Here is an 11334-nt window from a genome sequence, read left to right as displayed (position 1 = left end):
CCGGCAGACTGTGGTGGTTTGGTGGAAGGGCGGGCCCGTGACCAGGTGAGAGCGCGGTGCGCGGCAGTCACCTCTCCGCTTCGCCCGCAGCACGGACCAACGCGGTTTGCGACCCTTTCCAAAGAAAACCCCCCGCTGGTGGCGGGGGGGCGATGGCGTTGTGGCTGAATTATTCGCCAGGAAGGGAGCCCTGTCCGAGGCCGGATAAACCGCCCGAGACTTCCTCGGTCGAGTCGCCCGACAGCGTTTCGGGCAGGATCAGGTTCAGCACGATCGCGATCAGCGCGGCCGGCAGGATCCCCGAGGCGCCCAGAATGCGCAACGCGTCGGGCAGGTGTTGCAGCGCGTTCGGCGCCCCCGGCGGTACGTTCATTACCTCCAGCTGCAGGCCCAGCCCGACCGACAGCGCCACCGCGAAGATCACCATGTTACGCCGGTCCCATTTCACATCGGACAGCATCGAGATGCCCGAGGCCACGACCATACCGAACATCACGATCACCCCGCCGCCCAGCACCTCGATCGGGATGGTGCGGATCACGCCGCCGACCTTGGGCACCAGACCGCACAGGATCAGAAAAATCGCGCCGAAGGTCACCACCTGGCGGCTCATGATGCCGGTCATGGCGATCAGGCCCACATTCTGGCTGAACGAGGTATTGGGCAGTGCGCCGAACACGCCGGCGATGGCGGTGCCCAGGCCGTCGGCATAGGTCGCGCCCTGGATTTCGCTATCCGTCGCCTCGCGTCCGGCGCCGCCTTTGGTGATGCCCGACACGTCGCCCACGGTTTCCACCGCCGACACGAAGGCCATCAGGCAAAAACCGATGATCGCGGCGGCCGACAGTTCGAACCCGTATTTGAACGGCTGCGGCAGGGCGAAGGCGGCGGCCCCCGACCAGCTTCCGGTGATCCTGGCCACCGGCAGCATGCCAACCGCCACGGCATAAGCATAGCCTACCAGAATGCCGATCAGCACCGCCGAGACCGATGTCATGCCACGGGTATAGAATTTGACCCCCAGGGTGACGAACACCACGATCAGCGCCGCCGACCAGCTAAGCAACCCGCCATAGCTGGCGGCCCCGCTGGCCTTGGCGGGCACACCGCCCGCAGCGTATTCGATGCCGACCTTGACCAGCGCCAGGCCGATCATGGTGATCACCAGCCCGGTCACAAGCGGCGGCAGGGCAAAGCGGATCTTCTTGATGAATGTGCCGATGAAGGCATGGAACAGCCCGCCGATCAGCACCCCGGTGAACAGCGCCGCCAGCGCGTCCACACCCTTGCCCGCGACCAGCGGAATGGCGATCGGGATGAAGGCAAAGCTGGTGCCCTGCACGATCGGCAGCCGCGCGCCGACCGGGCCGAAGCCGATGGTCTGAAACAGCGTGGCGATCCCGGCGAACAGCATCGACATCTGGATCATGTACAGCAGCTCGGGAAAATCGGGCGAGTTGGAGCCGAAGCCGAACCCGGCCGCCCCGGCGACGATGATCGCCGGTGTCACGTTCGACACGAACATCGCCAGAACGTGCTGAATGCCCAGCGGGATCGCCTTGGCCAGCGGGGGGGTGTAATTCGGGTCGCGCAGCTGGTCTGGCGTACCCAGTGAATTATCCGTCATCTACCGTCTCCTGTCGGGATTATGTTTCGGCTTGTCGCCGCTTGTTGTTCGCGGCGTTACAAAACCTTTAAAATTGAACCACAAAATGGGTTTTGAACCAATGTTCCTCTAGATTTTCGGTGTTTCCGATGCGGTCGACCACGGCAAACAGGCCCGGCGCGTGCAGCGGGGTCAGCACCCCGTGCCATGTGCCGCGGTGGTAATTGACGCCCTGACCCGGCTGCGTGACGAAGGCCAGCGGGCGCCCCGGCGTGCCGCCGTCGTCGGGGGCGATGATCATCAGAAACGGCTGATGGGTCATCGGGATGAAGGCCTGACTGCCCTCGGGGTGACGCTCGACCATGTCCAGGGTCAGGGGCAGGGCGCGCGGCTGGGCGTTGAACAGGCTGATGCCCGCGCGCCCGTCCGGCCCGAAATCCAGCCGCGCCCGGTCATGATAGCGCCCACACAATCCCTGATTGATGATCCTGTCCGGCGCTCCGGCCGTGTCGAGGAGGTCGCCGAAGGGGGCGAACGCCTCTGCCGTCAGGGGGCGGATCGGGATGACATCGCTCACTCGGGCCGCCCGAACAGCCGCAGCCGGCTGATCCCGCCATCGGGATGGATGTTGAAGCGCACATGGGTGACCGGCCCCAGTTCCGCCAGCGCATCACGGTATTCATGGATCGAATCCGCGCTCAGTTTCTGTTCGGGCAGCAGGGTGCGCCAGAACATCGAATCCGTGACCAGCGCATCGGTCAACCCGTCGCCGAAATGCTGTAGATCGGCCGCCTGGATCGAGCAACGGTCGGGGAAGTTGCCCTTGAAATGGGCGGTGTCCACCAGCACCCGTTCGATCCGTCCGCGTGCGCCCAGGGCCAGCACCATCCAGTCATAGCCGGGCTCGCGCCGGCGCCGGGTTTCCCAGCCGTCGCCCATGTTGATTCCGCGCCCCGGTGCCAGCAGCCGGTTGTAGCTGCCGTAATGGGCATCCGAAAAGGCCAGGATGCGGCCGCCGTTCAGCGCGGCGACAAGGTCGATTTCCTGCCCGTCGCTGATCGGGTCAAGTTCCGGCACCCCGAAGACGCGCAGCCGGGCTACGCCGCCATCGGGATAGATATGCAGCCGCAGATGGGTCCAGCTTTCATAGCTGTCGCATTTGAAGAAGTGATGCGCGCTGGCGCCCAGCGGGCGGTTGGGCAGGATCTGCACCCAGTTCGCATCCTCCAGCTTGTCGTCGGTGGTGCTGCAGGCCTCGATCCGGCAGGCGGGGGCATAGTTTCCGGTGAAATGCGCGGTATCCACGTCGAAGCCCAGAATGCGGCCGGGGGCTGCCAGCTTGATCGTGGCGTGGTCGTGCCCGCCACCGCGTCGGCGCTGGGTTTCCCAGCCGTCCATCCATTTGCCGTGATCGTCGAACTTGCCCTCGACGAAAACGGGTTCGCTGTCATCGAGCATCCGCTCCAGCGGGGCGAAGAATTCGTTGGTGGCGGCGATTGCCTTCGCGCCCAGCCCGGCCGAGGCCAGGTTGATGCCGGTGCGGGCGTAAAGGGGAACATCGGGGTTCAAAGACTCGATCGAGGGCATGTTGCTTCTTCTTGTTAATGTGAAAGCATGTCGTTCAGCCGCAGCCGCGCGATCCGCTCGACCTGTTTGCAGGCGGTGGCGAATTCGGCGTCGCGGTCATTGTTCAGGCGGGTGCCGAACGCCGCCAGAATACCGGCTTTGTCATGATCGCGCGCGGCGATGATGAAGGGAAAGCCGAATTTTGCGGTATAGGCGCCGTTCAGGCGGGTAAATTCGGCGCGTTCCGCATCGGTCAGCGCGTCCAGCCCGGCGGCGGCCTGCTCGGTGGCGCTGTCGGCGGTCAGGCGTCTGGCGGTCGCCAGTTTGCCGGCCAGGTCCGGGTGGGCGGTCAGAACCGCTAGCCGTTCCGCCGCGCTGGCCGCGCGGAAGATGCGGCAAAGCGCCGAATGCACACCCACGGCGGTATCGTGGGCCGGACCCAGTTCCAGATCGAAGGCGCGGTCGGCGATCCAGGGCGAATGTTCGAACACCCCGCCAAACGCCGCGATGAACGCCTCGCGCGTCATTTCAGAGGGGCGGTCGAACTCGGGCGGCGGAAAGTGGGTGGCCCAATGCTCGGCAATGTCGATGCGCCGGGCGAACCAGACGCCGGCGTGGCGCTTGGCATATTCGATGAAGCGTTTCAGCGCCTGCACCCGGCCGGGCCGGCCGACAAGGCGGCAGTGCAGCCCGATCGACAGCATCTTGGCCTGGCCCTGGCTGCCCTCGGCATACAGCGCGTCGAAGCTGTCCTTGAGGTAGGCATAGAACTGATCGCCGGAATTGAACCCCTGCGGTGTGGCAAAGCGCATGTCGTTGGCGTCCAGCGTATAGGGCACCAAAAGCTGATCGCGCCCCTTGTGGCGGCGCCAATAGGGCAGATCGTCGGAATAGATGTCGGCGACGTAATCGAACCCGCCCTCTTCGCTTGCCAGATCGACGGTGTTGACCGAACAGCGCCCGGTATACCAGCCGCGCGGCCGCTCGCCGGTGACCTCGGTATGCAGGCGGATGGCTTCGGCCATATCGGTGCGTTCGTCTTCGGGCGCGGCATCCTTGTATTCGACCCATTTCAGCCCGTGGCTGGCGATCTCCCAGCCTGCATCCTGCATCGCCTCGACTTGCGCGGGGGACCGCGCCAGCGCGGTGGCCACGCCGTAAACGGTGACCGGCACATGTTCATCGGTGAACAGCCGGTGCAGCCGCCAGAACCCGGCACGCGCGCCATATTCATAGATCGATTCCATGTTCCAGTGGCGTTGCCCCGGCCATTGCGCAGCGCCGACGATTTCCGACAGGAACGCCTCGGACGCGGCATCGCCGTGCAGGATGCAGTTTTCGCCGCCCTCTTCGTAGTTGATGACGAATTGCACCGCGATGCGGGCCCCGCCGGGCCATTTCGGATCGGGCGGCACGGCGCCGTAGCCGTGCATGTCACGAAGGTATCGCGTCACGCTTGTCTCTCCTGTACGAATTCCGCATGTCTATGACAGTTACGGAAAGCGGTTTTTCAAGAAAATTTTGAAAGACTTTCAGAAGCCCCGGACGCGCCCTCTGAGCGGTCATGCCGTGGCACGAAGAGTATGAAACGGGCAAAGGGCAAAGGAAATAGGCATGGCTGAAACGGGCGGTTATCTGACGACACATGTTCTGGACACGGGCAGGGGTGTGCCCGCGGCGGGGCTTACGGTTGATCTGTACCGGATCGAAGGTGATACGCGCGCCCATCTGCGGCATATGGTGACGAATTCGGACGGGCGCACCGACGCGCCGATCCTGCCGGCGGACGAATTCGCGCCCGGTGTGTACGAGCTGATCTTCCACGCCGGGGCCTATCTGGATGCCAGCGGCACCCCGCCGGAAAGCCCGCGTTTTCTGGATGCGATCCCGCTGCGGTTCGGCATCAGCGACGCGGGCGCACATTACCATGTGCCGCTGCTGCTGTCGCCATTTGGCTATTCCACCTATCGCGGCAGCTGAGCCATCCGCGCGGCCAGCTCTTCCTTGCAGCGCGCCACCATGAAATCGACGAACAGCCGGACCTTGGCATCCTTGAAGCGGCGCGTGGGGTAAAGGCAGGCCAGCTGGGTCGGCACCGGCGGGGTTTGTGTGGCCACCGGCACCAGCGCGCCCGAGGCCAGATGCGGCGCCACCTCGAACAGGGGCTTCAGGATCACGCCGCGCCCGGCCAGCGCCCACGCGGTCAGCACATCGCCGTCGTCGGATTCCAGCGGCCCGGAAATGGCGAAATGCTGCGGGCCTTCGGGGGTTATCAGCGGCCAGCGGAATTCGCGCGCGCCGGGAAAGCGCAGGTTCAGGCAATCATGCCCCTGATCCACCAGATCGGCCCCATTCCTGGGATGCCCACGCCGCGCGATATAGGCGGGCGCGGCGCACAGGACGCGCGGGCATTCGGCGATGGCGCGCACCTTCAGGTCGCTGTCCCCCAACGGGCCCAGATGAAACGCCACATCCAGCCCTTCGCCAGTCACGTCGATCGCGCGGTCCGAAACCCGCAGCCGCACGTCGATCTGCGGATAGGCGTCCTTGAACGCGGGCACATGCGGCGCGATGAACCGCCGCCCGATGCCCAGGGGCGCGGCAACAAAGACCGTGCCGCGCGCGCCTTGGGTCGTATCCGCCACCTGGGCCTCGGCCTCGTCGATCGTTTCCAGTATCCGGCGTGCGCCGTCATAGAACAGCCGCCCGTTTTCGGTCGGGTTCAGGGCCCGCGTGGTGCGGTTGAACAGCCGCACGCCCAGATGCTTTTCCAGCTCGGCGATGCGCGACGAGGCCACGGCGGGCGAGGCGCGCTGATCACGCGCGGCGGCGCTCATGCTGCCTAATTCATAGACACGCAGGAACATTTTGATGTTGTTCACATAGGCCATGGGGATTTTTCGGCTTTGTTTGAAACTGCTGTAGTATTTGCTGAATTAACAAAAAGCTGGCGCGCGGTATAGCGTTGCAGGACGCAACAAAGGGGACGCGGGATGCTGGAACTGACCTTTATCGAGGAATGGGCGCAATTCGCCGTGCGCTGGCTGCATCTGATCGCCGGGATCGGCTGGATCGGGTCGTCCTTCTATTTCATCGCGCTCGATCTGGGGCTTTACCGCGACCGCAACCTGGCCAGCGGCGCCGATGGCGAGGAATGGCAGGTGCATGGCGGCGGCTTCTACCATGTCCAGAAATATCTGGTCGCCCCCGCGCAGATGCCCGAGCATCTGGTCTGGTTCAAATGGGACAGCTACGTTACCTGGCTGTCGGGGTTCGGGATGCTGATCCTGGTCTATTATCTGGGCGCGGATCTGTATCTGGTCGATCCGACGGTGCTGGATATTCCGGTCTGGGCCGGGATCGTGATTTCGCTTCTGTCGCTCAGCGTTGGCTGGATCGCCTATGATTCCCTGTGCAAATCGAAATTCGGCGACGATAATACCCGGCTGATGCTGTTTCTTTATGTGGTGTTGGTGGTGCTGGCCTATGCGTTCACGCATATCTTTTCGGGGCGGGCGGCGCTGCTGCATCTGGGCGCGCTTACGGGCACGATCATGTCGGCCAACGTGTTCTTCGTGATCATCCCGAACCAGAAAATCGTCGTGGCCGACCTGAAGGCCGGGCGCACGCCCGATGCGAAATATGGCAAGATTGCCAAGCAGCGGTCGACCCATAACAACTATCTGACCCTGCCGGTGCTGTTCTTGATGCTGTCGAACCACTATCCGCTGGCCTTCGCGACGCAGTACAACTGGATCATCGCCAGCCTTGTGTTCCTGATGGGGGTCACGATCCGGCATTATTTCAACACGGTTCATGCCCGCAAAGGCAACCCGCGCTGGACGTGGGCGGCGACGGTCGCGCTGTTCCTGGCGGTGATGGCGCTGTCGCTGGCGCCGATGTATGGCGGCGCGGCGGCGGAGGAGGAAGAGGCCGCCCTGACCGCGTTCGAGCAGAAATTCGCCAGCGCCGACGGGTTCGAGGATGTCTATTACACCGTGCTGGGGCGCTGCTCGATGTGCCACGCGCAACAGCCCGGCTGGGACGGGATCCGTCATGCGCCCAAGGGCGTGGTGCTGGAAACCGAGGCAGAGGTCGCCCGCCACGCCAAACAGATTTTCCTTCAGGCCGGGGCCAGCCACGCGATGCCGCCGGCGAACGTGTCCTACATGGACCCGGTCGAGCGCGCCGCGATCGTCGCCTGGTATCGCGCCGCGGTCGAGGGTGGCGAGGGCTAAGTCCGCGCTTTGGCCGCCGCCAGCCCGTTCAGCAGCATCGCCTCGTCCCCGGCCTCGACCGGCGGCAGGCCCTGGGCGGTGATGGCCGTGGCATAGGCGCGGGCGATTTCGCCGCCGCCGATCACCGCCACCTGCTGGCCCAGCCAATAGGGCCGCGCGGCGGCCAGTTCCGTCCCGATCAGCGCGCCCCAAAGCCGCGCCCGTGCCGCATCGGCAGGCGGGGTGCCAAGCCGCCCCTGCGCGTGCAACGAGGCCAGCCGCCCGGCCAGCCGTTCGGGCCGGGCCATCATCTCGGACAGCGCATCGGCAAAGCCGTCATCGGCCCAGCCGGTACCGGACAGGCCAAGTCGATCCTCCAACAGGCGGGCCATGCCGACGGTCAGGAAGGTTTGAAAGCTGACCACCTCTTCGGCGCTGATATGGGCCCAGGCGGTCACCTCGCCGGGTAGGCACAGCACCCCGTCGAATGTCGGATTCAGCGCCAGAAATCCGGCAATCGCGGTTTCGGCGCCTTGCATTACATGGGCTGGGCTGTCCTGCCGTAGCCCGGGCACCGCCCGGACGGTCAGGCCGCCCACGGCAAGTGTGGGCAAGGTGTCGGGCAGCGCGGCGCAGGGCACCTTGCGCAGCCTGGCCTGTGGCAGGCCGCAGACGGTGACCGGGGGCAGGGCGCCGGTCAGCGCGGCGACAGCCCGGCGCAGATCGTCGGGGCTGCAGCGCGTCTGCGCCACGGCGCGCGCGCCGTGCATCGCCCACAGGCGCAGGTCTGCCCCATCCTGTGCGGCGGCGATCCAGTCTGCGGTGATGTCGTCCGGCATGGCAGCCCCCTTTCCTTGCGTCCCAGATAGGCGATCCGGCGGCGCAAAGGAACCGGCCTAGGGCGCGGTGACGCAATCGGCGATGGTTTGCGCCAGTCCGGTCAGAAGATCGCCGTAAAGTGCGGGACCATAGGCCAGCGCGGTGCCCGACGGATCCAGCGGCGCGCCGACACGTACGCCGGTGCCGGTGACCACAGCCTCGATATAGGCCGGGTCATGCTGCGCCTCGGGGAAGATGCAGACCGCGCCTTCATGCGCCAGCTCGGCGCGGATCGCGGCCAGCCGCCCGGCCCCGGGGCTGGCCGCATCGCCCAACGCGATGCTGCCCGCCACGTTCACCCCCAGCGCGGCGGCGAAATAGCCATAGGCATCGTGGAACACCATGACCGGCGTGGCCCCGACCGGGGCCAGAATGGCGCGGGCGCGGGCCTCGGCCGCATCGACTGTCGCGACGGCCTGGGTGGCATTCGCGGCATAGCGGTCGGTATGTTCGGGATCGGCCTGCGCCAGATGCCGGGCCATTACCCCGATCCAGACACGGGCGTTTTGCGGGTCGAGCCAGGCGTGGGGGTCCAGCCCGTCATGGGCGTGGTCATGCCCGTCCGCGTCGGCATGGTCCGTGTCATGGTCTTCTTCATGCTCATCTTCGTGAACTTCGTGGTCTTCGTGATCTTCGCCGAAGGCGCGGATCACGGTACCTTCGGCCTCCAGCAGCTCCACCGCGTCGCCGCGCAGGCCGACCCCGCCGATCGCGCGGTCCAGCCACGGGGTCAGTTCGGGGCCGATCCAGAACAGCAGGTCGGCTTGCGACAGTGCCCGGGCCTGCGAGGGCCGGAGCTGAAAGTGATGCGGATCCGCCCCCTTATCCAGCAGGACCGCAGGCTGGCCCAGATCACCCATCACCTGCGCGGCAAGCGAATGGATGGCGGGAATGTCGGTAACAACTGCCGGCACATCGGCCCAAAGGGGGCTCGTCATCAGGGCGGCAGACAGGGTAAGGGGTAGGCGCATCGGATGCCTCATGGGTGGTTGCATTCAGGAAACACTTATTGTTATGTTATACCATAACGAGTCAAGGGGGAAATCATGACGCCGCCGGACAGACCGCTCGCCTTTGCCGAGCATGACCACGCCGCGTGCTGCGGTGATGTGCTGGCCCGGGCCGACGCGCTGGCCCGCGCCAACGGGTTGCGGTTGACCCCCGTGCGGCGCCGCACGCTGGAGATTTTGCTGGAAAGCCATCAGGCGCTGGGTGCCTATGACGTGCTGGAGCGGCTGGCCGAGGACGGCTTTGGCAAGCAGCCCCCGGTGGCGTACCGCGCGCTGGAATTTCTGGTCGAGAACGGGCTGGCACACCGCATCCGCCGCCTGAACGCCTTCGCCGCCTGCATGCATCCGGGTGAGCCGCACCGCCCAGCATTTTTCATCTGCACCGGCTGCCATCAGGTGGCAGAGGCCCCCGGCACCGGCGTGGCCCAGGCCATGGCCGAGGCCGCCCGGACGGTAGGCTTCCGGGTCGAGCGGCTGAGCATCGAGGCGGTCGGCCTGTGCCCCGTCTGCCAGGAGGCCGCATGAGCCTGATCACCGCCAAAGATCTGTCTGTTCACTATGGCGGGGCAGCGGCGTTGTCGCATGTGGATTTCGCCATTGAACCGGGCGAGATCGTCACGGTGGTGGGGCCCAACGGGTCCGGCAAGTCCACGCTGATGCGCGCGCTTTTGGGCGTGATCGCCCCGTCGGGCGGGCGGGTGATGCGGCAAAAGGGGCTGGTGATCGGCTATATGCCGCAGCGGCTGGCGCTTGACGGGCGAATGCCGATGACGGTGCGCCGGTTCCTGTCGCTGCCCAAGCGGCACAGCCCCGCCGCCTGCGCCGATGCGCTGGCGCGGGTGGGGGTGCCGGGGGTCGAAGATCAGCAGATGGACACGCTGTCGGGCGGTCAGTTCCAGCGGGTTCTGCTGGCCCGCGCCTTGCTGAGCCAGCCGCAGATCCTGATCATGGACGAACCCACCCAAGGGCTGGATCAGCCCGGCACCGCCGCCTTCTATCAACTGATCGAAGAGGTCCGGCAGGCGACCGGCTGCGCCATCCTGATGGTCAGCCATGATCTGCATGTGGTCATGAGCGCGTCCGACAGGGTTCTGTGCCTGAACCATCACGTCTGTTGCCAGGGCACGCCGCATGTGGTGTCGAACGCGCCGGAATACCGGGCGCTGTTCGGCCAGGGCACCGGCGGCGCGCTGGCGCTTTATCAGCATGAACATGATCACGATCACGACAATTGCGACCACGATCCGCACACGGAGCACAGCCATGCTGGATGATTTCCTGATCCGCGCGGCGCTGGCCGGTCTGGGCGTGGCGCTGGCGGCAGGGCCCTTGGGCTGTTTCGTGGTCTGGCGCCGGATGGCCTATTTCGGCGAGGCCACATCGCATGCGGCGATCTTGGGCGTGGCGCTGGCGTTGGCGTTTTCGGTCAACATCTTTGTCGGTACCCTGGCGGTGGCGCTGGCCATGGCGCTGGCGGTCAGCGCGCTGGCGGGGCGGGGGCTGGCGATGGACACCACGCTGGGGGTACTGGCCCATGCGGCGCTGGCCTTCGGGCTGGTCGGCGTGTCGTTCCTGCAAGGGGTGCGGGTCGATCTGACTGCCTATCTGTTCGGCGATATCCTGGCGGTCAGCCGGGCCGATCTGGGCTTTATCTGGGGCGGGGCGGCGGCGGTTCTGGCGCTGTTGATATGGCGCTGGCCGGCGCTGCTGACCGCCACCCTGAACGAAGAACTGGCCCAGGCGTCGGGCATTGATCCGGGGCGCGAACGGATGGTGCTGGTGGTGGCACTGGCGCTGGTGGTGGCGGTGGCGATCAAGGTGGTGGGGGCGCTGCTGATCGTGGCGATGCTGATCATCCCGGCGGCGGCCGCCCGTGGCCCGGCCCGCACGCCCGAGGCGATGGCGGTGTTCGCGGTGCTGGTCGGTGCAGCGGCAGCACTGGGCGGGCTTTGGGCGTCGCTGCGGCTGGATACCCCCGCGGGGCCCAGCATCGTGGCGGTGGCGGCGCTGATCTTTGCCGCGATGCTGGCGCTGCCGCGCCGGGCCTGACGGGCGC

At 66.0% G+C, this 11334-nt stretch carries 12 protein-coding genes; 5 read left to right on the top strand and 7 right to left on the bottom strand.

Annotation, left to right across the window (positions count from 1 at the left end; translation table 11 throughout):
* Positions 1-169: 169 nt before the first annotated feature.
* The 4 genes from ACSR1C_RS14840 to puuE all read right to left on the bottom strand — a co-directional run bounded on the left by ACSR1C_RS14840 (position 170) and on the right by puuE (position 4626).
* On the bottom strand, positions 170-1627 hold the full coding sequence (locus ACSR1C_RS14840; protein WP_460260162.1) for a uracil-xanthine permease family protein: 1458 nt from the start codon (positions 1625-1627) through the stop codon (positions 170-172).
* Positions 1628-1694: 67 nt separating this feature from the next.
* Positions 1695-2183 (bottom strand): ureidoglycolate lyase, encoded by a 489-nt coding sequence (locus ACSR1C_RS14835; protein WP_460260161.1) that lies wholly within the window; start codon positions 2181-2183, stop codon positions 1695-1697.
* Entirely contained in the window at positions 2180-3193 is a 1014-nt protein-coding gene (gene alc, locus ACSR1C_RS14830; protein ID WP_460260160.1) for an allantoicase, read from the bottom strand. The genes ACSR1C_RS14835 and alc overlap by 4 nt, the downstream gene beginning before the upstream one ends.
* Before the next feature lie 14 nt (positions 3194-3207).
* A complete protein-coding gene (gene puuE / locus ACSR1C_RS14825; RefSeq protein WP_460260159.1) occupies positions 3208-4626 on the bottom strand; it encodes an allantoinase PuuE in 1419 nt (472 codons plus the stop codon).
* Between the two features lie 160 nt (positions 4627-4786).
* Here puuE and uraH point away from each other — a divergent pair, with 160 nt between their 5' ends.
* Complete coding sequence (gene uraH / locus ACSR1C_RS14820; RefSeq protein ID WP_460260158.1) at positions 4787-5152, top strand: hydroxyisourate hydrolase; 366 nt, start codon at positions 4787-4789, stop codon at positions 5150-5152.
* Here the strand turns inward: uraH and ACSR1C_RS14815 are convergent.
* Entirely contained in the window at positions 5137-6063 is a 927-nt protein-coding gene (locus ACSR1C_RS14815) for a LysR family transcriptional regulator (RefSeq protein WP_460260157.1), read from the bottom strand. The genes uraH and ACSR1C_RS14815 overlap by 16 nt on opposite strands.
* A 102-nt stretch (positions 6064-6165) precedes the next feature.
* On the opposite strand from ACSR1C_RS14815, the gene ACSR1C_RS14810 reads away from it, so the two are divergent.
* Complete coding sequence (locus tag ACSR1C_RS14810; RefSeq protein ID WP_460260156.1) at positions 6166-7410, top strand: urate hydroxylase PuuD; 1245 nt, start codon at positions 6166-6168, stop codon at positions 7408-7410.
* Here the strand turns inward: ACSR1C_RS14810 and ACSR1C_RS14805 are convergent.
* Together ACSR1C_RS14805 and ACSR1C_RS14800 are read right to left on the bottom strand one after the other, a co-directional pair.
* Complete coding sequence (locus ACSR1C_RS14805) at positions 7407-8228, bottom strand: 2-dehydro-3-deoxygalactonokinase (RefSeq protein ID WP_460260155.1); 822 nt, start codon at positions 8226-8228, stop codon at positions 7407-7409. The genes ACSR1C_RS14810 and ACSR1C_RS14805 overlap by 4 nt on opposite strands.
* A gap of 57 nt (positions 8229-8285) precedes the next feature.
* Positions 8286-9239 (bottom strand): zinc ABC transporter substrate-binding protein, encoded by a 954-nt coding sequence (locus ACSR1C_RS14800; RefSeq protein ID WP_460260154.1) that lies wholly within the window; start codon positions 9237-9239, stop codon positions 8286-8288.
* A gap of 75 nt (positions 9240-9314) precedes the next feature.
* Between ACSR1C_RS14800 and ACSR1C_RS14795 the strand changes: the two genes are divergently transcribed.
* Genes ACSR1C_RS14795 through ACSR1C_RS14785 form a run of 3 tightly spaced genes read left to right on the top strand, consistent with a single transcriptional unit; the run spans position 9315 to position 11327 of the window.
* On the top strand, positions 9315-9803 hold the full coding sequence (locus tag ACSR1C_RS14795; protein ID WP_460260153.1) for a Fur family transcriptional regulator: 489 nt from the start codon (positions 9315-9317) through the stop codon (positions 9801-9803).
* On the top strand, positions 9800-10552 hold the full coding sequence (locus tag ACSR1C_RS14790; RefSeq protein WP_460260152.1) for a metal ABC transporter ATP-binding protein: 753 nt from the start codon (positions 9800-9802) through the stop codon (positions 10550-10552). Before ACSR1C_RS14795 ends, ACSR1C_RS14790 begins: the two co-directional genes overlap by 4 nt.
* A complete protein-coding gene (locus ACSR1C_RS14785; protein ID WP_460260151.1) occupies positions 10542-11327 on the top strand; it encodes an iron chelate uptake ABC transporter family permease subunit in 786 nt (261 codons plus the stop codon). Before ACSR1C_RS14790 ends, ACSR1C_RS14785 begins: the two co-directional genes overlap by 11 nt.
* Positions 11328-11334 lie beyond the last annotated feature (7 nt).

Source organism: Actibacterium sp. D185-2, from assembly GCF_054954595.1.
Note: the sequence above shows the minus strand (reverse complement) of the source record. Positions and strands in the feature narration are given on the sequence as shown.

Coding starts and splice junctions, on each gene's coding strand:
- ACSR1C_RS14790 (WP_460260152.1), top strand. CDS start 9,800: ATGAGCCTGATCACCGCCAAAGATCTGTCTGTTCACTATGGCGGGGCA.
- ACSR1C_RS14805 (WP_460260155.1), bottom strand. CDS start 8,228: ATGCCGGACGACATCACCGCAGACTGGATCGCCGCCGCACAGGATGGG.
- ACSR1C_RS14815 (WP_460260157.1), bottom strand. CDS start 6,063: ATGGCCTATGTGAACAACATCAAAATGTTCCTGCGTGTCTATGAATTA.
- ACSR1C_RS14800 (WP_460260154.1), bottom strand. CDS start 9,239: ATGCGCCTACCCCTTACCCTGTCTGCCGCCCTGATGACGAGCCCCCTT.
- alc (WP_460260160.1), bottom strand. CDS start 3,193: ATGCCCTCGATCGAGTCTTTGAACCCCGATGTTCCCCTTTACGCCCGC.
- ACSR1C_RS14840 (WP_460260162.1), bottom strand. CDS start 1,627: ATGACGGATAATTCACTGGGTACGCCAGACCAGCTGCGCGACCCGAAT.
- ACSR1C_RS14795 (WP_460260153.1), top strand. CDS start 9,315: ATGACGCCGCCGGACAGACCGCTCGCCTTTGCCGAGCATGACCACGCC.
- uraH (WP_460260158.1), top strand. CDS start 4,787: ATGGCTGAAACGGGCGGTTATCTGACGACACATGTTCTGGACACGGGC.
- ACSR1C_RS14785 (WP_460260151.1), top strand. CDS start 10,542: ATGCTGGATGATTTCCTGATCCGCGCGGCGCTGGCCGGTCTGGGCGTG.
- ACSR1C_RS14810 (WP_460260156.1), top strand. CDS start 6,166: ATGCTGGAACTGACCTTTATCGAGGAATGGGCGCAATTCGCCGTGCGC.